At 63.8% G+C, this 18516-nt stretch carries 19 protein-coding genes; 6 read left to right on the plus strand and 13 right to left on the minus strand.

What is annotated here, in order from left to right:
* The first annotated feature begins 240 nt into the window (after positions 1-240).
* Together PTE31013_RS10115 and PTE31013_RS10120 are read left to right on the plus strand one after the other, a co-directional pair.
* On the plus strand, positions 241-462 hold the full coding sequence (locus PTE31013_RS10115; protein ID WP_150612702.1) for a DUF4224 domain-containing protein: 222 nt from the start codon (positions 241-243) through the stop codon (positions 460-462).
* A 2-nt stretch (positions 463-464) separates the two neighbouring features.
* Positions 465-1568: a tyrosine-type recombinase/integrase gene (locus PTE31013_RS10120; RefSeq protein ID WP_150612703.1), complete on the plus strand. Its 1104-nt coding sequence runs from the start codon at positions 465-467 to the stop codon at positions 1566-1568.
* Between the two features lie 395 nt (positions 1569-1963).
* Here PTE31013_RS10120 and PTE31013_RS10125 read toward each other — a convergent pair whose 3' ends face one another.
* Together PTE31013_RS10125 and PTE31013_RS10130 are read right to left on the minus strand one after the other, a co-directional pair.
* A complete protein-coding gene (locus PTE31013_RS10125) occupies positions 1964-2440 on the minus strand; it encodes a DUF934 domain-containing protein (protein WP_150612704.1) in 477 nt (158 codons plus the stop codon).
* Entirely contained in the window at positions 2430-4436 is a 2007-nt protein-coding gene (locus PTE31013_RS10130; protein ID WP_150612705.1) for a DUF2849 domain-containing protein, read from the minus strand. The genes PTE31013_RS10125 and PTE31013_RS10130 overlap by 11 nt, the downstream gene beginning before the upstream one ends.
* Before the next feature lie 285 nt (positions 4437-4721).
* On the opposite strand from PTE31013_RS10130, the gene PTE31013_RS10135 reads away from it, so the two are divergent.
* Complete coding sequence (locus PTE31013_RS10135) at positions 4722-4967, plus strand: hypothetical protein (RefSeq protein ID WP_150612706.1); 246 nt, start codon at positions 4722-4724, stop codon at positions 4965-4967.
* A 35-nt stretch (positions 4968-5002) separates the two neighbouring features.
* On the opposite strand, the gene PTE31013_RS10140 is transcribed toward PTE31013_RS10135, so the two are convergent.
* The 8 genes from PTE31013_RS10140 to PTE31013_RS10175 all read right to left on the minus strand — a co-directional run bounded on the left by PTE31013_RS10140 (position 5003) and on the right by PTE31013_RS10175 (position 12859).
* Positions 5003-5752 carry a YoaK family protein gene (locus PTE31013_RS10140; RefSeq protein ID WP_150612707.1) on the minus strand — a complete coding sequence of 250 codons (750 nt, stop codon included), beginning with the start codon at positions 5750-5752 and terminating at the stop codon, positions 5003-5005.
* 180 nt (positions 5753-5932) lie between these two features.
* A complete protein-coding gene (locus PTE31013_RS10145; RefSeq protein ID WP_150612708.1) occupies positions 5933-6979 on the minus strand; it encodes an ABC transporter substrate-binding protein in 1047 nt (348 codons plus the stop codon).
* Positions 6980-7058: 79 nt separating this feature from the next.
* On the minus strand, positions 7059-8195 hold the full coding sequence (locus tag PTE31013_RS10150) for an NAD(P)/FAD-dependent oxidoreductase (protein WP_150612709.1): 1137 nt from the start codon (positions 8193-8195) through the stop codon (positions 7059-7061).
* Positions 8188-9612 (minus strand): FAD/NAD(P)-dependent oxidoreductase, encoded by a 1425-nt coding sequence (locus PTE31013_RS10155; RefSeq protein WP_150612710.1) that lies wholly within the window; start codon positions 9610-9612, stop codon positions 8188-8190. The genes PTE31013_RS10150 and PTE31013_RS10155 overlap by 8 nt, the downstream gene beginning before the upstream one ends.
* Positions 9605-10000 carry a (2Fe-2S)-binding protein gene (locus PTE31013_RS10160; protein ID WP_150612711.1) on the minus strand — a complete coding sequence of 132 codons (396 nt, stop codon included), beginning with the start codon at positions 9998-10000 and terminating at the stop codon, positions 9605-9607. The genes PTE31013_RS10155 and PTE31013_RS10160 overlap by 8 nt, the downstream gene beginning before the upstream one ends.
* Before the next feature lie 23 nt (positions 10001-10023).
* Entirely contained in the window at positions 10024-10818 is a 795-nt protein-coding gene (locus PTE31013_RS10165; RefSeq protein WP_150612712.1) for an ABC transporter permease, read from the minus strand.
* Positions 10819-10860: 42 nt separating this feature from the next.
* Positions 10861-11766 carry an ABC transporter permease gene (locus tag PTE31013_RS10170; protein ID WP_150612713.1) on the minus strand — a complete coding sequence of 302 codons (906 nt, stop codon included), beginning with the start codon at positions 11764-11766 and terminating at the stop codon, positions 10861-10863.
* Positions 11759-12859, minus strand: a complete 1101-nt coding sequence (locus PTE31013_RS10175; RefSeq protein ID WP_150612714.1) for an ABC transporter ATP-binding protein — start codon at positions 12857-12859, stop codon at positions 11759-11761. The genes PTE31013_RS10170 and PTE31013_RS10175 overlap by 8 nt, the downstream gene beginning before the upstream one ends.
* Positions 12860-13156: 297 nt before the next feature.
* Here PTE31013_RS10175 and PTE31013_RS10180 point away from each other — a divergent pair, with 297 nt between their 5' ends.
* Together PTE31013_RS10180 and PTE31013_RS10185 are read left to right on the plus strand one after the other, a co-directional pair.
* Positions 13157-14026: an IclR family transcriptional regulator gene (locus PTE31013_RS10180; RefSeq protein WP_150612715.1), complete on the plus strand. Its 870-nt coding sequence runs from the start codon at positions 13157-13159 to the stop codon at positions 14024-14026.
* A gap of 29 nt (positions 14027-14055) precedes the next feature.
* The gene (locus tag PTE31013_RS10185; RefSeq protein ID WP_150612716.1) at positions 14056-14532 is read left to right on the plus strand and encodes an OsmC family protein; all 477 of its coding nucleotides are present in this window, start codon (positions 14056-14058) and stop codon (positions 14530-14532) included.
* A 43-nt stretch (positions 14533-14575) separates the two neighbouring features.
* Here the strand turns inward: PTE31013_RS10185 and PTE31013_RS10190 are convergent, their stop codons facing one another.
* Complete coding sequence (locus PTE31013_RS10190; RefSeq protein ID WP_150612717.1) at positions 14576-15214, minus strand: glutathione S-transferase family protein; 639 nt, start codon at positions 15212-15214, stop codon at positions 14576-14578.
* A gap of 287 nt (positions 15215-15501) precedes the next feature.
* Between PTE31013_RS10190 and PTE31013_RS10195 the strand changes: the two genes are divergently transcribed.
* The gene (locus tag PTE31013_RS10195; protein ID WP_150613019.1) at positions 15502-16629 is read left to right on the plus strand and encodes an aminotransferase class V-fold PLP-dependent enzyme; all 1128 of its coding nucleotides are present in this window, start codon (positions 15502-15504) and stop codon (positions 16627-16629) included.
* A 72-nt stretch (positions 16630-16701) separates the two neighbouring features.
* On the opposite strand, the gene PTE31013_RS10200 is transcribed toward PTE31013_RS10195, so the two are convergent.
* On the minus strand, positions 16702-17193 hold the full coding sequence (locus PTE31013_RS10200) for a cupin domain-containing protein (protein WP_150612718.1): 492 nt from the start codon (positions 17191-17193) through the stop codon (positions 16702-16704).
* A 134-nt stretch (positions 17194-17327) separates the two neighbouring features.
* Positions 17328-18251 (minus strand): DUF72 domain-containing protein, encoded by a 924-nt coding sequence (locus PTE31013_RS10205; RefSeq protein WP_150613020.1) that lies wholly within the window; start codon positions 18249-18251, stop codon positions 17328-17330.
* Positions 18252-18516: the final 265 nt, after the last annotated feature.

Raw genomic sequence — 18516 nt, forward strand, 5'->3', positions numbered from 1 at the left:
ATACCGAAGAGCAAGGATTTTCGAAGCATGACCACCCACCCGGCCACGGCCGAAGCACTGAAAGAGATTCTGCGGGTTACCGCGAGAGATTGGGAGTTGAGGGATGGATGAAGCCGGCGACGATTGGAACGAGCAAGAAGCCGAGTATGACGACGAACATAGTACCTGCCCGCACGGGATCACACCGAAATGGGACTGTGATTGGTGCGAGCGGCCGGAAGAGTGAACTGGGGGAGTAACATGGAATCGTTGACCCTTACCGAAAGCGAGATTGTCGAGGCAACCGGGTACAAGCAGCCCGCCAAGCAACTCTCCGCATTGAAACGCGCTGGAATCACAGCCGACCGACGGCCTGATGGCAGCGTGCGCGTCTGGCGCCACCACATCACTGGCATCAGCATGCCCAAAGCATCACCCCAGCGCCACGAGCCAAAACTGAAATCTGACCGGAAGGCTGCCTGACCATGATCGGACGACGCAAGAACGCCTCTCCCTTGCCTGCACGCGTGTACGAAAAGCACGGCTCATGGTGGTTCGTTGACACTCGCCGCAAATGGTTCAAGCTTTGCCGTGTCACCGACGGCCTGACGACGCTCTATGCCGAACTCGCGAAGTTCACACGCGAGTCCGACGACAAGGAGTTGGATACGATGCCGTCGCTGATCGACGACTGGCTGCTCAAGAAGCTCGGCAAATACGCTCTGTCGACGCGGGAAGACTATCGTCGGATGGCAACGTTCATACGCAGCGAATTCGACGGTGAGTGGCTGGTGACTGACGTCAAGCCGACACATATCGCGCGCTTCCTCGACAAGCACTTCGAGGCAAAGCCGAACACCAGCAACAAATATCGCGCCCTCTTCTCCCTCCTGTTCGCCCACGCTGTGCGCAAAGGGCTCCGCGACAGCAACCCTGCGAGTGAGGTTCAGGGCGCCATCGAGCGCAAGCGCGACCGATATATCAGCGACGCCGAGTTCTACGCCATCCGCGCGGCAGCCATGACCGGCCGAGACGGCCGAGTCACCGAGTCGGGAAACACGATCGTCTGCCTGATCGACCTGGCCTACCAGACTGCACAGCGGATCAGCGACCTACTGGCGTTGAACTGGCAGGATGTCAGTGACGAAGGCATTTTCTTCAAGCCCGCCAAGACGGTAAATTCAAGTGGCGTGCGTATGCTGATCGAGATGACGCCGGATCTACGCGCTACGATCGACAGCGCAAAAGGCGGCAAGGTAAAGGCGATCGGCCCCGTAATCTGTACGCAAACCGGGAACCGTTTCGCCTATAGCGGTGCTCAGTCGGCATGGAAGCGTGCGTGCCAACGTGCGCGGGAGAAATACGAGGAAGCGTGCAACAAGTCCGGCGTGGAACCTGACGCACAATTTTTGCGTGACCTGCACTTCCATGACCTGCGTGCTAAGGCTCTGACCGACATGAAGCGGCTCGAAGGCGCGGACGCCGCCCAGGCACTCGGCGGACACACGACCGCCGAAATGACCGCCCATTACACAAAGTCGCGGGCCGTCGAACGAGTGTCGCCGGTCCCTCTCAAGCGAGCTAGTTGAGGCATTTTTACTGTCTAACTTGGCATTTTGATGCGGCTCAAACCCGCATAAATGCGTGCTTATATTTTAATCAGCAAGTTAGACAAAACACCATAAGCCATTGATCTTAAAAGAATAGCTTTCTATATGGGGTGCAGGTGGTCGGAGGTTCAAATCCTCTCGCCCCGACCAGAATTAAACCCGCACAGTCATTGGCTGTGCGGGTTTTTTCGTTTTGGCCGGATGATGGCGTGGCGCGCGCGGACGGTCGACCACGTCCGATATCTGACGTGCTCCGTAGGAGTCCTACACAGAGAAGAATTTTCGAGGGGTTCGACCGCGCATATCCGTCAGCGCCCACCGCAGCCGGACCGTTCCGGCCGCAGGGTCTTCAGGGCGTGCCCCTCATCAGGCGGTCAGGCCGACAGGCGTTCGAGCAGTGTCCGGGGACGCGATGCGCGACCCGCCGCCGCCTGGGCGGCTTCATGCCAGCGTGCCGTGGGTACGTCCAACGGCGAGAGCAGGCTGTCGAACCCGCACGCCCACAACATCGCCAGTTGATCCGGCAGCAACGGACCCGCCGCGCGAATCGCCCCTTCGAAATGCCACTTGTCCCGCAAGAGCTTCGCCAGCGTAAAACCCCGCCCGTCGCGGGTCTTCGGGAATTCGATCACGATGAGATCGAGTTGCGGCAACAGCGGCGCAATATGTGACGCATCGTCATGCCCCTGCACCCGCAGACCCGCCGGCGCCACGCCCTGCGCATTGGCCGCCAGCCAGGCCTCGAGCGGCAATACGTCCTTGCTGCGCGGTTGCGCAGGCGTGGCCGAATCGTCGGTACCGAGATACGTCCAGACGTCCGCCACAGGCAGTCCGTTTCGATCAATCAACATTCAAAGCTCCCTTGAATTCTTCTGCCCCAACGCGTCCGAGCGTATCGATAAAGCGCTCGCCCTCGTTTCGCAGCGAGAGATAACGTCCGAGAATGTTCTCGATCACTTGCGGCACGGCCTCATAGGTCACCCCCGGGCCGAGAATCTTGCCAACGGCCGCGTTTTCGTCGGCTGAGCCGCCCAGCGTGATCTGATAGTTTTCCTTGCCCGCCTTGTCGACACCCAGAATGCCGATATGCGCGACGTGGTGATGCGCGCAAGCGTTGATGCAACCGGACACGTTCAGCGTCACCGGCCCGATCTCGCGTTGCTGTTCTTCCGTGAACCGCAGCGCAATGCGTTGCGCCACCGGCACCGAACGTGCATTCGCGAGCGCGCAATAATCCAGGCCCGGGCAAGCGATCGCATCCGAAATCAGGCCGATGTTGGCCGTCGCCAGACCCGCCGCCTTCAGGCGCGACCAGAGCGCATGCAGTTCGTCGCGCTTGACGTGCGGCAGCACCAGGTTCTGTTCGTGCGTGACACGCAGTTCGTTGAACGAATATTGCTCCGCCAGATCGGCCAGCAGCAGCATCTCCTGCGCGCTGGCGTCACCCGGAATGCCACCGGCCGGCTTGAGCGAGACGACCGCACTGATATAGCCGGGCACCTTGTGCGCGTGCGTGCAGGTATCAACCCAGCGGCGGAAATCGACATCGCTCGCGTAGGACTGCGCGAACGCCGTGGATTCGCCCGGCAGCGTCTCGAACTCGGGCACGATGAAACGCTCGCGAATCCCCTCGACGACGGCATCGCCCAGCGGACGATGTGTGAGCGCAATGCGCGCGAACTCTTCCTCGATCATCTCGATGAACTTCGCGGGCTGCATCTCCTTGATGAGGATCTTGATGCGCGCCTTATAGATGTTGTCACGTCGACCCAGCGCGTTGTACACGCGCAGAATCGCCTCGACGAAGCGCAGCAGATCCGCTTCGGGCAGCCACTCGCGCACCAGCGTGCCGACGATCGGCGTGCGTCCCAGGCCACCGCCTGCGTAAATCTGGAACCCCACTTCGCCGCGCTCGTTGATGCGCGCCAGAATGCCGATGTCGTGAAAGCGCACGGCGGCACGGTCCGTCTGCCCCCCCGTGATCGCGATCTTGAACTTGCGCGGCAGGTAGGTGAATTCGGGATGGTCGGTCGACCATTGACGCAGGATCTCCGCATACACGCGCGGATCGATGACTTCATCCTTCGCGGCGCCCGCGAACTGGTCGGTCGTGACGTTACGAATGCAGTTGCCGCTCGTCTGGATGGCATGCAGGTCCACGTCGGCCAGCGCCGACAGGATCTCGGGCGAGTCCGACAGCGTCGGCCAGTTGAACTGAAGATTCTGGCGCGTGGTGAAGTGGCCGTAGCCCTTGTCGTAGCGGGTCGCCACGTAGGCGAGCTGGCGCATCTGGATCGCGCTCAACGTCCCGTACGGAATGGCAACGCGCAACATGTAGCCGTGCAGTTGCAGGTACAGACCGTTCATCAGGCGATAGACCTTGAAGTCGTCTTCGCTGAGTTCGCCGGACAGACGGCGCGCCACTTTCTGACCGAACTCGTTGGCGCGATCCTTGAGGAACTCGCGCTCCGACGGGTCATACCGATAAATGCCCGCATGCTCCGGGGCTACGGTCAATGCCGGCACATGCGCCAGCGCCCACGGTTCGCCGCCCGGCTCGGCCTGCTTGCCCAGGTCTTCGCGCACCGACGGCCCGCGCGAGCGCAGTTGCTCGCGAAAATCTTCCGGGACCGGTCCGGCGTCGCTCATTTGCGCCGGGCGCGGCATGGGATCGACGATCAGATTGGCCGCGAGTGCGCTGCGCGCGGCCGCTTGCGCCGGCTCGAGTTCCTGCGCGTCGAACACATGCGCCTGCGTCAGGTCGTCCACCCAGTTGTGTTGCTTGTCCAGCCAAACGACCAGTCCGTCTTGCAGCCGGTTTGCCGAAATCAGATTGCCTGCATTCATTCAACGCTCTCAATGCTTGTCATCATTTTGGTCGCAACTCGCGATTCGACCCGCAGGCTATCAAGACGCGCGCGAAGATACGACCATTTAGTAGTTATGTAGGCATTACGGGATGTTGTTTGGACCCGACGGCCCCGCCAAGCCTGATGGGTCGTGGGGAAGCCGTCGCCCCGCTCGCGGATCCGGGGGCACGGAACGCTTTCGAGATAGCGCTCAAATTCACTGTATTTTTATACAGTACTCGTGCTACAGTCCCGATCACGCAACTTCATCGTGAGTGACACCATGAGCGACGCCAAATCCATCAAGTTCATCGTCGTGCCCTATCGCAAGAACAAGAACGGCGTCTTGCAGCCCGGCGAGCTGCGCCAGGCGAGCACCGAGTTCGGCGCGGTGCGCATCGCGCAATCGATGTCGTCCGGGTTTGCCGGCATCGCCGCCTACGAAGTGCTGGTCGACGAGGAGGACGGCACCATGGACGCGCCGCGCGTGCTTTTCCAGGAAGGCGCCATTCCCGCCTTGGCCGACTGAGCGCCGAATCGCCTGGCGGGACGGCCGCGCAGGCATCAGCGGGGGCTTCGTGCGATGTCGTCCAGCAACGGCACGATGGCCAGCACGATGAGCACCCCCGCGAGCGGAACCGTTGCGACGAAGCCCAGGTGCTTGAAGCCCAATGCGCCCGCCAACCCGCCCAGGAAGAACATGCCCAGCAACGTGCTCAGCAATCGCAGCTTCTGACGGTCTCCCATCACGGGCGGCAGATCGCCCGCCACGCCGGGCCGATTCCAGTAGCCCAACTTGCCCAGCTCGATACCGATGTCCGTCACCAGTCCGGTGACGTGCGTCGTGCGAATCTCGGCGCGGGAGATCTTCGTGATGATGGCGTTCTGCAGCCCCATCACATAGCACAGCAAGCCGACGGTGCCCGGCACATACAACATTCGTCGACCTTCGAGATTGGCCCCCATCACGCCAAACGCCAGCAGCAGCAGGGCTTCGAGCATCAGCGGTGCGGCGTATTCGCTATGGGTGCGATGGCGCCGCCCCCAATTGATGAGGACGGCCGAAGTCGCGGCGCCGAGCAGGAACGCCAGCAAGGCGCTGAACCCGGCCAGCACGAGCATGAGTTGCCCGAGCGCCAGATTGTCGGAGAGCGAGGCGACAATGCCGGACATGTGCGACGTGTACTGCCCGACGGCCAGAAAACCGCCGGCGTTGGCGCCCCCCGCCACGAAGGCGAGCGAGTAGCCCAGGCGCCGGTTCGCAGCATCCGTGCGCACCGGCTGGGTGAATCCACGTAGATATTTGATCGGCATGACGCATGAGTCTCAGGCTTCGCACATGCGCTATTCTAATGTGCGTTGACGCTGCCCAGACGCCCAATGTAACCCACCCGGTACCCGAGAGCCGCAAAACGCCGGGGGCCCTGAGGCCCCCGGCGTGTCTCGTCTTCCCCGCGCGTGATGAATAGGCGCAAGGGGCATGCGATATCGAGATTATTGCTCGATCTGACGATTCCAGCGCTGATCCCACTGCGCGCGACGCTGGTTGATGGCATCCCAATCCACGGTCTTGATGTTCTTGACCAGCTCGTCAATCTTGCCCAGGCGCTTCTGCATCGACGGCGGCACGGTGGCATTCGGATTCGTCGGGATATACGCGCCCGCCGCGGCGGCAAGCGTCTGCCCCTTGGCCGAGAGCAGGAACTGCGCGAGCTTCTGCGCCATGGCGTTGTCCGGGCTGTTCTTCACGACACACAGGTCGACCAGCAACTGCACGGCGCCTTCCTTGGGCGCCACATACGCCACCGGAATGCCCTTCTCTTGCAGCTCGCTCACGGCCGTCGGGGTCAGCGGGAAGATCGCCGCTTCGCCGGTCTGGATCATTTCCGAGAGCTTGGCCGAGTTCGGGATGTACTCGACGACGTTCGGCCCCACGGTGGTGGCCCACTTGCTGAAGCCCGGCTCGACGTTGGTCTCGCTACCGCCCCAGATGCGGTTCAGCGCCAGGAAGCCATGCAAACCGAACGTGCTGCTCGACGCCGACTGGAAGACAACCTTGCCCTTGTACTTCGGATCGGCGAAATCGCTCCACGACGTCGGCGGCGCCCAGCCCTTGTCCTTGAAGATCTTGGTGTTGTAGCCGATACCCGTCATGCCCAGTTGCACACCGGCGCTCATGTCGCCCTTCACGCGCGCGAACGGATACAACGCCTTGAGCGCGGGCGAATCGTCAAGCTTCTGGCACACCCCCATGCTGATCGCGCGGGCCATCACGCCATCGTCCAGGAACACCACGTGCAACTGCGGGCTGTTTCGATTCGCGAGCAGCTTGGCCAGCACGTCGGACGACGTCCCCGGCACCACCACGACCTTCACATTGTTGGCCTTCTCGAATTCGGGGAAGACCTGGGTCGTGTAGGCCTTTTCCATCGAACCGCCATTCATGCCGATGTAGAGCGTTTTGGACTGCGACCAGGCCGCGCTGCTCGCGCCCATTGCCAGCGCCGCAGCGCACATGACGACCTTTCGGGATAGCTTCATCGTGGTTCTCCTTGTGTTTCCTGGGTGTGAGGAAGGTAGTGCTGTGACGAACTCGGGACGTACGGGAATCATTGGCCGATCACGCCTCGGCGGTGGCGGGCGCGAACCGGTCGACGGCGAATGCCTCGATCGGTGTCGCCGTCTCGCCGTGTGTGACCAGATCCGCCAGCACTTCGCCAACGCCGGGCGCCAGCAGGAAGCCGCCGCCCGAAAAGCCGAAGGCGTGCGCCAGACGCGGTGTCGTGCGGCTCATGCCGATGATCGGATTGCTGTCGGGCGTCTCGCCCTCCACGCCGCTCCAGGTGCGAATGAGCAACGCGTGGCGCAACGCCGGCAGCAACGCACAGGCCTCGCGCATGACGGCGCGCGTGGTATCGGCCGACGGCTGGGCGTACTCGCCGTCGCCGGTGCCGCGTCCGCCGCCGATCACGCAGTTGCCGCGCTCGACCTGCCGCGCATACACGCCGCCGCCATATACGCCCAGGTTATGGCCGATGAACTTCGGCAGCGGCTCGGTGACCCACATGTTCGGATAGATGGCATGCATCGGGACGCGCTCGCCGAACGTGCCCGCGATGTGATTCGCCCACGCGCCCGAGGTATTGAGCAGCCAGTCGGCGCTCACGTGCAACGGCTCGCCGTCAGCCGGCTGGGCCGTGAGCTGGAAGCGCACGCCATCGTGCGCCACCGAGCTGATCGGCGTGCGCTCGCGCACGTCAGCGCCCAGCGCGCGGGCGGCGCGCGCAAACGCGGGCGACACCAGACGGGGGTTCGCGTGACCGTCGCTCAGGCACAGCGAACCGCCGACGGCGCCGTCACCCAGCCACGGGAAGCGCTCGCGAAACGCCGCCCCGCGCAGCACGGTCGTCGCGAGTCCATAACGGCTGGCCATCGCCGACCAGACGTCGAGCGGTTCGAGATCACTCTCGCGACGGGCGAGGCGCAGGTGTCCCGAGCGCACGAATTCGCCGTCGATCCCGATCAACTCGGGCAAGCGATCCCAGAGCTTGCGCGCGCGCATGGCAAGTGGCAGTTGTTCTTCCGGGCGCCCCTGGCAGCGCACGCCACCGTAGTTCACGCCGCTGGCCTGCGCGCCGCAATAACGCCGCTCGAACAACGCCACGCGCAAGCCACGTTCGGCCAGCGCGCGCGCCGCCGACGCGCCGACCAGCCCGCCGCCGGCAACGACGACGTCGTAGTGCAGGGTCTCACTCATCGCGCGCCTCCTCGGGAATGGCCGCGACGTTCTCGTCGAACAGCATCGGCGCAATCGGAATCGGTTTGATCGGCGCCTGCGCCCGCAGACGCCCGACTTGCGCAAGCGTCTGCCCGCGCGCCTGCGCCAGCAGATGGCAAGCCGCCTCGCCGCACATGCGGCCCTGGCAGCGCCCCATGCCAACACGCGTAAGCGCCTTGAGCCGGTTGATTTCGGTCACGCCGTCATCGCGCACGCAGTCACGCAGCGTGCGCGCGTCGACCTCCTCGCATCGGCATACGAGCATGTCGTCCGGCCAGCGCGCCGACGGATTGTCGGGCAACGCAAACGCCTGCTCGATCCCCACGCGAAAGCGTTCGATGCGCGCGAGCTTGCGTTCGATGACGTTGACGTCGGGCGCGTCAGGCATCGACGTTGCGGCGATGCCGAGATCGTCGAGCAAGGCGAGCGCCGCACGACGGCCGGCAAGTTCCGCCGCGTCCGCGCCGGCGATGCCCGCGCCGTCCCCCGCCAGATAAATACCGGATTGCGAGCTGCGGCCGGCCGCGTCGCGCTCAGGCAACCAGCAACGATTGAGGACATCGAAGACGAATCGGCACCCGGCCAGATCGGCCAGTTGCGTCTCGGGACGCAGACCGAAGCCCAGCCCCACCGCGCTGCAGGCGAGCGTGTGTTCGCGGCCGCCGCGGTGCCAGCGAATCGCGCGTACCCCCACGCTGCCATCGATGCCGTCGAGCGTCACGCCCTGCTCGACTCGCACCCCATGTGCGCGCAGCCAACCCACGTAATAGAGCCCCTTGGCGAGCGTGGCCGGCTGATTCAGCAGACGCGGCGCGGCCTTCGCCTGACGCGCGAACGTGCTCGTGTCGAGCACGGCGGCCACGTTTGCGCCCGCTTTCGCATACTGGTACGCCACGAGATACAGCAACGGCCCAGTGCCTGCGAACACCACTTGTTCGCCAATCGCACACCCCTGCGCCTTGAGCGCCACCTGCGCGCCGCCCAGCGTGTACACGCCCGGCAGTGTCCAGCCCGGTAGCGGCAGGACGCGATCGGTCGCGCCGCTGGCAATGATCAGATGCGTGAACGGCACCGGCATTTCACGGCCGTCGTGCATCGTATGCAGACGCCCCGGATCACAGGCCCACACAAGCGTCTCCGGCCGGTAATCGACCTGCGGCAACAGTGCGGCCATCGTGCGGTGGATCGCATCGGCCTTGGCCGCTTCGAAGCCATACAGGGCTTGCTTGGACCGCGTGAAGCCTGCGCCGGCCGGCGGCTGACGATAGATCTGCCCGCCCCAGCGCATGTTTTCGTCGAGCACGACCGGACGCTGGCCCGCAGCGACCAGTGTCTGCGCGGCGCGAATGCCCGCAGGACCGGCCCCGACGATCACGATCTGCACGCGCTCAGGCATGGGAGCCTCCGTGCGCGGCGCCGGCATCGGCCGCGCGCGTGAGAATTCGCATACCGGCCTGCACCGGCGTCGAGCAGGCGCGCAGACGCACGAGTTGTGCGTCGCCCGCGGCGCCGGACGCTGCCTCGCAGCGCACCCAGCAGTCCTGGCATGCACCGATCAGGCAGAAGCCCGCGCGCGGCGTGCCGCTGAATTCGCTGATACGCACATGCCGCTGGTGCGTGAGGATGGCCGTGAGCAGGGTGTCGCCCGCGAGCGCCTGCACCGGCTGGCCGTCGAGATAAAAGGTGACGAGCGCTCGCGCCGTCTCGACCAGACGCACCAGTTGCGGATGGCCCGGCGCGCCGGCATCTTGCGAGTCGCGCAAAGCATGGGAAGCATGAGACATGGAATTCGTCCTCGGGCGCGCGTTCAATGCTGGCCGATCAGGATGCGGTTCAGGCCGTAGACACGGTCGAGCAGCAGCATCGCGCCCAGCGTCACGGCAATGACCAGCGCCGAGACGGACGCCATCATCGGGTCGATCGATTCGGTCGCGTACATATACATGCGCACGGGCAGCGTGACCGTCTGCGGCGACGTGATGAAAACCGACATCGTCAGTTCGTCGAAACTGTTGATGAACGCGAGCAGCCAGCCGCCGGTAATGCCCGGCAGGATCATCGGCATGGTCACGCGGCGGAAAGTGGTCCATGCGCCCGCGCCGAGCGACGCCGCCGCATGCTCGACACTACGGTCGAGGCCGCTGATCGCCGCCAGCACGAGGCGCATGATGAACGGCGTCACGACGATCATGTGCGCGAGCGTGAGCGCCGCGAACGACCCGCTCACACCGAGCATGGCGAAAAAGCGCAGCAGCGCGATGCCGAGCACGAGGCCCGGGATCACCAGCGGCGAGAGCAGCAAACCGTTGAGGAAGTTACGCCCCGGAAAGCGCGTGCGGCCGATGGCCAGGGCGGCGGGCAAGGCGATCGCGAGCGAGAGCGTCGCCGACAGGAACGCCAGCTTCAGGCTCGTGAAGAACGACGCGATGAAGTCGGGGTAGTCGAGAATCGCGCGGAACCAGCGCAGCGACACGCCGCGCGTGGGCAGCGAGAGCGTTTGCTCGGGCGTGAACGCGACCAGCACGACGATGATCATCGGTGCGAGGACGAAGAGGATGACGAGCGTATGGAACGCGAGCGCCAGGGGACTGTTTTTACGCATGATGACGAGTGGGTTCTGTTCTGCGGGAGACGCGTCCTGGCCTTAGCCCATGCTGCGCGAGTAGCGGCGATCGAGCAGTCGGTAGTACGTCAACATCACGATCAGGTTCGCCGCGAGCAGCAGCACGGCGATGGTCGCGCCTAGCGGCCAGTTCAACGAACTCAGGAACTGGTCGTACACGGCGGTCGCGGCGACCTTGAGGCGGCGTCCGCCCAGCAGGCTCGGAATCGCGAACGCGCTCGCCGACAGGCCGAACACCATCAAGCTGCCCGACAGAATGCCCGGCACCAGTTGCGGCAGCACAATGCGGCGCAGCGTCGTGGCCGGCGACGCCATCAGCGACAGCGCGGCGTTCTCCGTTTGCGGATCGAGCCGCTGGAGCGACGTCCACACGGGAATCACCATGAACGGCAGCATCACGTGCACGAGCGCGACGATGATCGCGAAGTTGGTGTACTCCAGCTTGTACGGGCCCATGCCGAGCGCGGCAAACGTCTGATTGATCAAGCCGCCGGAGCTGAGCAGCATGCTCCAGCCAAAAGCCCGCACCACGATCGACACAAGCAGCGGCGAGAGAATCACCAGCAAGAAGAGCGAGCGCCACGGGTCGCCCATGCGCGAGAGCACATACGCTTCGAACGTGCCCACCACGGCGCACACCGCCGTGACGGTGAGCGAGATGCCGAACGTGCGCAGGAAGATCGTATGGAAGTACGCGTCGAACAGCACCTCGGCGTAGTTATGGAACTGGAACGCCGCGATCGGACCGCTCGACGGATCGAACTGGTAGAAGGTGAGCGCGAGCGTCATGAGCAGCGGAATGAGCACCAGCGCCACGAACAGCAGCATGGCCGGAGCGCTCATCAACCACATCGGCAGATACGCGTGCCAGGGGGCACGGGTCGCGGGCGCGGTTTCGGGGCCGGCCGCTTGCAATGTCTCAGCCATGGGCGTGCTCTCCCGCGTTCGGCGTGATGAGGCGCACGGCCTCGGCCTGCCAGTCGAGACCGACCGGGGCGCCTTCGCTGAGTGGCTCGCCCCCTTCGTTCTGGCAGCACACGAGCACTTCGCCCAGCGGACTGTCCACGCGGTACAGCCATTGGCTGCCGAGGAAGAAGCGGCTCGTCACCGTGGCCGACATCCGGCCGTCGGCCGGCGCGCACAGACGAACCTTTTCGGGACGCAGGCACAGTGTGACTGCATCGCCCACCGCCATGCCGCGCTCGCGCGGCGAGAGATCGGACAGCCGCGCGCGCTGGGTCAGTTGCGGGCTTAGCTCGACATGTAGATGCTCGTCATCGCGCGCTGCCACACGGCCGGCCAGCATGTTGGCCTTGCCGATGAATTGCGAGACGAACGGCGTTTGCGGACGCTCGTAGGCGCGGTACGGCGTATCGACCTGGGTGATGCGCCCGGCCTCCATCACCACGACGCGATCGCTGATCGACAGCGCTTCGGATTGATCGTGCGTGACCATGATCGTGGTCGTGCCGATTTTGCGCTGGATGGCGCGCAACTCGAACTGCATGTCTTCGCGCAGCTTGGCGTCGAGGTTGGACATCGGTTCGTCGAGCAGGAGCACGGGCGGGGCAATCACGACCGCGCGAGCGATCGCCACGCGTTGACGCTGACCGCCGGAGAGTTCGCGCGGAAAGCGATGACCGAGCGCGTCGAGGCGCACGAGGGCAAGCACTTCGCGGATGCGCGCCTGGCGCTCGGCCTTGTCGATGCCGCGCATCTCCAGGCCGAAGCCGACGTTATCGGCCACCGTCATGTGCGGGAACAGCGCGTAGCTCTGGAACACGATGCCCAGCCCCCGCTTGTTCGGACGCATGTGCGTGATATCGCGTCCGTCGAGCGTAATCCGCCCGGACGTCGTTTCGACAAAGCCCGCGATCATCTGCAATGTGGTGGTCTTGCCGCAGCCCGACGGGCCGAGCAGCGAGACGAACTCGCCCTTCTCCACCGAGAGATTGACGTTCGAGACGGCATTCAGCTCGCCGAACGTCTTGGAAACATCCGTCAACGTCAGAAAAGACATGGTTACGACCTTTGGGCACGTATGCGCCGCAAGAAATGCAATTGCATCGAACAGTAGCGAGCCAAATTGCCTGCCGCAAGACAACGATTCCGTGAAATGAGATAAATATTCATAATATTTTGTTTGATGGAATATTTAGTGAATGAACACACGAATTTATTTCGCGTCACCGCCTCGGGATAATCCCTAACAACCCGTGAATATTGATTGTTTTCGCGATCCTTGGTCGATCGCGACAGTTTTCAAGCAGTATCGGCTTAGGCTAGTATTTCGTTTGACGGAATATTCGAGACACTGATGAACACCATCGATTCACCCCGTACGTTGACGTCGCCGACACAGGAAGCGGCGGGCGCGGGTATTCTCCAACGTACCTTTGCCGTCATCCGCGCGTTGGGCGACGCCAAGCCCGAGGGCGAGCGCGTGACCCACATCGCCAAGGCCGTCGGCCTCAGTCAGGCGACGGTGCACCGGATTCTGCATGCGCTCATCGCCGAGCAAGTGGTAGAACAGGACGAGACGTCCAAGCTCTACCGGCTGAGCATCGACTTCTTCGCGATGGCTGCCCAGGCCGGCAACCCGAGCGGCATGCGCACGCTGTGCCGTCCGTCGTTGCTGCGGCTGTGCGCAAGCCTCGGCGACACCATCTTCCTGCTGGTGCGCAGCAGTTTCGACGCCGTGTGCCTCGACATGTGCGAAGGGCCCTTCCCGATCCGGTCGTTTACCGGCGACATCGGCGGGCGTGTGGCGCTGGGCGTCGGCCAGGGGAGCCTCGCGATTCTCGCCTTCCTGCCGGACGCCGAGCGCGAGGAGATCATTCGTTTTAACGTGCCGCGTCTACGCGGGTATGGCGTGCTCGACGAGGTCTATTTGCGCACCGAGATCGAGCGCGTGCGTCAATTGGGTTACGCGGGCAGCAACAGCGGCGTACTCGACGGCATGGCCGGGGTCGCCGTGCCGGTGTTCGATCGCACGGGGCACGCGGTGGCCGCCCTGAGCGTGGGCACGCTGGCCGCGCGTCTGTCGCAGGATCGCCTGCCGACGGTGGTGGAATTGCTGCGGCGTCAAGCCGAGCTGATCGGCCCGCAGACCAATCCGTTCGACGTCGCCATGCGCCGGCCGATGCACGGCCTCACGCGGGCGCTGACGACCGAGCCGCTGGCGTGACGCACGCCGGCCTAACAAGGAGACATTTCATGGCATCAGGCGAACACCAGTACCGGATCGACGTCGAATGGATTGGCAATCAGGGCAGCGGCACGTCGGGCTATCGCGAGTACGGACGCAATCACGACATTCGCGCCGATGGCAAGCCGACGCTCCCCGGCTCCGCCGACCCCGCCTTTCGTGGCGACGCCGCGCGCTGGAATCCCGAAGACCTGCTGGTCGCGTCCGCGAGCGCGTGCCACAAGCTCTGGTACCTGCATCTGTGCGCCGAAGCGGGCGTGATCGTCGAGCGATACACCGACCATGCCCTCGGCACGATGATCGACACCGCGCAAGAAGGCCGCTTCACGCGCATCGTGCTGCGTCCGCATGTGACGATCCGCGCGGGCAGCGACGCCGCGCTGGCGGCCGAGCTGCACCACCGGGCGCACGCCAGGTGTTACATCGCCAACTCGGTCAACTTCCCCATCGACTGCGAGCCGCGCATCGACGTGTTGCCTGACTGACGGCGTGGTGGGCTGATGGGCCGACCGTCCGATCGGCCGGCAACTAGGCAGCGAGTTGCCTCGCCAGCTCGGCGTCGCGCTGCTGCGCCCGCACGAACGAGTCGCGGGCGCGGAAGCGTTCCACGTAGGCCGTCACGGCTGCGCTCGCCGGTACGAGCTTGAACTGGGTGAGGAAGTGCATCGCGTTGCCCCACAGGGCATCGGCCGCGGTGAACGACTCACCCAGCCACCACGGACCGGCGTCATGCGCCAGGTGCCGCTCAAGCGTCCACATGACGGAATCGTAGTCACCATACGGCGAGCGCGAGCGCTCTGCGCCATCGCGCCCCAGCGACTTGTCGACCACGGCCGGCTCCACACACGAGCCGTAGAACACCATCCAGCGCAGATAGGCACCACGACGCGGATCGCCCGGCATCGGCGCAAGCCTTTTCTCCGGATACAGTTCAGCGAGATACATGTAGACCGCTGCCTGCTCGGTGACGATCGTATCGCCATGACGGATGGCCGGCACCTTGCCCATCGGATTGACGTCCAGATATTCCGAGCCGCGTTGCTCGCCGGTGGCGAAACGCAGCAGATGAAGATCATGCTCGGCCTGCAGTTCGTCGAGCAGCACCAATACGCCTGAGGCGCGCGTATTGGGGGCGTGATAGAACGTGATGCGTCGGTCGGTCGTCATGGGCGTGTCTCCAGTCCAGCGCCAGGCGGGAGCGGCGTGGATCAGTCCGGACAAGCGCCGGGCTACCGCCGTCGAATTACGGCAAATGTTACTTCATCGCGTCCGGCGCTGGCGCACGGTTCCACCGGTCGCGTGCGAAGATAATGGGGGAAACGGTTCCCCGGGCGAGTCGCATTTGTGATTTGATACGGCAGACAGCCTACCCATCGGTTTCTCGCTTTTTCCGCAGGCGGCCTTCGCCAGCCGCTGTTCTTGATTTTCATACTCGTCTATTGTTGGAGGCGGACGTGCCAGGACTACTTCCCGATGTCGACCGCGAGGGGCTCCTCGAATATTCGGTCGTGTACACCGACCGATCCATCAATCACATGTCGCGGCGCTTTCAAGGCATCATGCGCGATATTTCCGACACGCTGAAAAAAGTCTACAACGCGAAGTCGGCGATCATTGTCCCGGGAAGCGGGACGTTTGGCATGGAAGCCGTTGCGCGCCAGTTCGCGACGAACCGGAAGTGCCTGACCATTCGCAATGGATGGTTCAGCTTCCGCTGGTCGCAGATATTCGACGCAGGCGGCATTCCGTTCGAATCGACGGTCATGAAGGCGCGCCCCGTCGAACCCGGAAGGCAGGCAGCCTACGCGCCGGCCCCGATCGACGAGGTCGTGGCGGCGATCCGGGAACACAAGCCGGATCTGGTCTTCGCGCCGCATGTCGAAACCGCCTCCGGCATGATGCTGCCCGATGCCTATTTGCGCGCGGTGTCCGACGCGGTTCATGCCGTCGGTGGCATGCTCGTGCTGGATTGCATCGCGTCCGGCACGGTCTGGGTCGACATGCAGGCGTGTGGTGTCGATGTGCTGATCAGCGCACCGCAAAAGGGGTGGAGCGCGCCGCCGTGCTGCGCCATGGTCATGCTCAGCCCGCTCGCCCGAGAACGTATTGACGCCACCACGAGCACCAGCTTCGCCTGCGATCTGCGGCAATGGCTGCAGATCATGGAAGCTTATGAGAACGGTGGGTTCGCGTATCACGCCACGATGCCCACGGACAGTCTCGCGACACTGCGTGATGTCATGAAAGAGACCGAGGCCTACGGCTTCGACAAAGTGAAAGCGGAACAGCTTGAACTTGGCGCGCGCATTCGCTCGCTCCTGACGGCTCAAGGCTTCAAGAGCGTGGCGGCCGAAGGTTTCCAGGCACCGGGCGTCGTGGTCAGCTACACGGACGACGACGGCATACGATCCGGCAAGAAATTTGCCGATGCCGGCTTGCAGATCGCCCCCGGCGTTCCGCTTCGATGCGACGAGCCCGACGACTTCAAGACCTTCCGCATCGGATTATTCGGCCTGGACAAATTGCATGATGTCGACGGCGCGGTGGCCAGGTTCTCCAAGGCGTTGCAGAGTATCGTGTAGCGCGTTGGTCGGCGAGCGTGCTCGGCGCTTGTCCGAGCACGTTTTTCCAACGCGTGGCGACCCTGGACGGCGTTATTTCTTGCCGACGCTGCCGCCAACCACTTCAATCGCTGAAATATCCACGAGATTCGAAGGCATCCCGATGCCCGAATTGCGGAACATCCGCTTGTTTTGACGGGGGTAGTCGCAAACATCGTGGGGCAGTCGCTCTCCGACGACAATGCAACGCAAGACCTCGGAACCGGTATTCCTGATCGAATGCGCCAAACCGCCTTTCCGGTAACCGATGAAATCCCCCGGCCGGATGACAAATTCGTCGTCCCCGATCACAGCGGTCGCCGTTCCGCTCAATACAAAAATGCACTCATCTTCGTGATGATGGACGTGATACTCCGTCGTCTCTTGCCCCGGCTCAACTTCAATGATGTGAAATCCGAACCCGGTGAGCCCAGTCGCGTCACCCAGCGATTTGTTGGTACGTTTTGCGTTGGCGTTCCGGAAATGCGTTTTCCTGACGCCATCCATCTCGGCAATCGCTTCGCTTTTGATCAGGTACGTGCTCATGGGTGTCGCGCCTCATTTTCGACGGTGGTGCCCTATTTTATTGGAAGTCGCGCCGCCGCCGGCGTGGCAACGTCGCTCACCGACCGTCGGCGTTGGCTCGCCCAGCCAACGGCGCCGCCGTATTGGCGGTTCCCTCACGAATGAACGGCGTTACCGCCAAGGCACTGCATCAACGACCTCGCATTGCGCTGCCCCTGATCCTCGTAATTGTTGTTGAACACCACATACACGCGGGCGACTTCCTTGGCGATGACGCGAATCGGATCGACCAGCGCCGCCAACTCCGCGTCGCGATAGTCGTAGTTGAAGCGATCCGACGCGGCGATACGCTCACGCACATTCCACGTCGCCTGATTGCGCCCGTGCAGGCGCACGACGGCCGCGAGCGGCGTGGTCGTCGCCCAGACCATCGGAATGCTGTTCGCGAAGCCCTGCGGCTCGTCAACGATCGTGTTGACCCAGCCCAACTCGCGCAGCCACGCCAGCGTCGCCTCGCCGTGCGCCCCGTCGAACCAGCCGCGATGACGGAACTCCGCCGCCACGCCATAGCCCTGCATTCGCTGCGCACACGCCTCGATGTGCGCGCGGCTTGCCCGATCTCCCGTCAGCCACGGCGGGAATTGAAAGTGCACCAGCCCCAGCTTCCCCGCCTGCCGCAAAGGTGCGAGCGCGTCGAGATAGCGCCGCCAGATCTCGTCCCTGAGGGCGTCGGGAATGTCCTTGTAATAGACGTTCGCGTGCGGCCCCGGCGGTAGCTCGGCCTGCAAGTCCTTCGGCAGCGCAATGCGAGGCGTCTGGTGGCCGGTGAGCAAACGGAATGCCTTGATATTGAAGACGAATGCGCACGGCGTGCGCTCGGCCCAAAGCTGCGCGTTGGACGCCGACGGCATGGCGTAGTAGCTGCTGTCGACCTCGACCATCGGAAACTGGCTCGCATAGTAGCGAAGCCGCGCTTCGGCCGACGTATGCCCAGGCGGATAGAAACGCTTGCAGGCGATCAGCGACTTATCGGTCCACGACGCCGTGCCGACATACACATTCCGGCCGGCCGTCGCGATGCTTGCCGGGGCATCGGTGGTGTCGGTGGCGGTGGCCGCATCAGCGCCGTCGGGCGTCAGCCAATCGGCCTGCCCCGTGGTGTGCGATTTCACTCAGCTCATGCCAGATCCTCCCGTGGCGGCAAGCGTTGTGTTCGACGTGTTGCGCCGTGCCAGTATAGGCCTGGCGCGCACGCAAGGTATGGGGACCGGACTGGGACGAACGGGTGCGATACTGCGCGCAGATCTGATCCGGCACGCGTTCCCCGCACCGTGCCGTTTATGC

The organism is Pandoraea terrigena (genome assembly GCF_902459705.1).
Lineage (GTDB): Bacteria > Pseudomonadota > Gammaproteobacteria > Burkholderiales > Burkholderiaceae > Pandoraea > Pandoraea terrigena.

Coding starts and splice junctions, on each gene's coding strand:
- PTE31013_RS10145 (WP_150612708.1), bottom strand. CDS start 6,979: ATGAAGCTATCCCGAAAGGTCGTCATGTGCGCTGCGGCGCTGGCAATG.
- PTE31013_RS10155 (WP_150612710.1), bottom strand. CDS start 9,612: ATGCCTGAGCGCGTGCAGATCGTGATCGTCGGGGCCGGTCCTGCGGGC.
- PTE31013_RS10140 (WP_150612707.1), bottom strand. CDS start 5,752: ATGCCGATCAAATATCTACGTGGATTCACCCAGCCGGTGCGCACGGAT.
- PTE31013_RS10185 (WP_150612716.1), top strand. CDS start 14,056: ATGGCATCAGGCGAACACCAGTACCGGATCGACGTCGAATGGATTGGC.
- PTE31013_RS10200 (WP_150612718.1), bottom strand. CDS start 17,193: ATGAGCACGTACCTGATCAAAAGCGAAGCGATTGCCGAGATGGATGGC.
- PTE31013_RS10135 (WP_150612706.1), top strand. CDS start 4,722: ATGAGCGACGCCAAATCCATCAAGTTCATCGTCGTGCCCTATCGCAAG.
- PTE31013_RS10150 (WP_150612709.1), bottom strand. CDS start 8,195: ATGAGTGAGACCCTGCACTACGACGTCGTCGTTGCCGGCGGCGGGCTG.
- PTE31013_RS10175 (WP_150612714.1), bottom strand. CDS start 12,859: ATGTCTTTTCTGACGTTGACGGATGTTTCCAAGACGTTCGGCGAGCTG.
- PTE31013_RS10165 (WP_150612712.1), bottom strand. CDS start 10,818: ATGCGTAAAAACAGTCCCCTGGCGCTCGCGTTCCATACGCTCGTCATC.
- PTE31013_RS10125 (WP_150612704.1), bottom strand. CDS start 2,440: ATGTTGATTGATCGAAACGGACTGCCTGTGGCGGACGTCTGGACGTAT.
- PTE31013_RS10190 (WP_150612717.1), bottom strand. CDS start 15,214: ATGACGACCGACCGACGCATCACGTTCTATCACGCCCCCAATACGCGC.
- PTE31013_RS10115 (WP_150612702.1), top strand. CDS start 241: ATGGAATCGTTGACCCTTACCGAAAGCGAGATTGTCGAGGCAACCGGG.
- PTE31013_RS10120 (WP_150612703.1), top strand. CDS start 465: ATGATCGGACGACGCAAGAACGCCTCTCCCTTGCCTGCACGCGTGTAC.
- PTE31013_RS10130 (WP_150612705.1), bottom strand. CDS start 4,436: ATGAATGCAGGCAATCTGATTTCGGCAAACCGGCTGCAAGACGGACTG.
- PTE31013_RS10160 (WP_150612711.1), bottom strand. CDS start 10,000: ATGTCTCATGCTTCCCATGCTTTGCGCGACTCGCAAGATGCCGGCGCG.
- PTE31013_RS10170 (WP_150612713.1), bottom strand. CDS start 11,766: ATGGCTGAGACATTGCAAGCGGCCGGCCCCGAAACCGCGCCCGCGACC.
- PTE31013_RS10180 (WP_150612715.1), top strand. CDS start 13,157: ATGAACACCATCGATTCACCCCGTACGTTGACGTCGCCGACACAGGAA.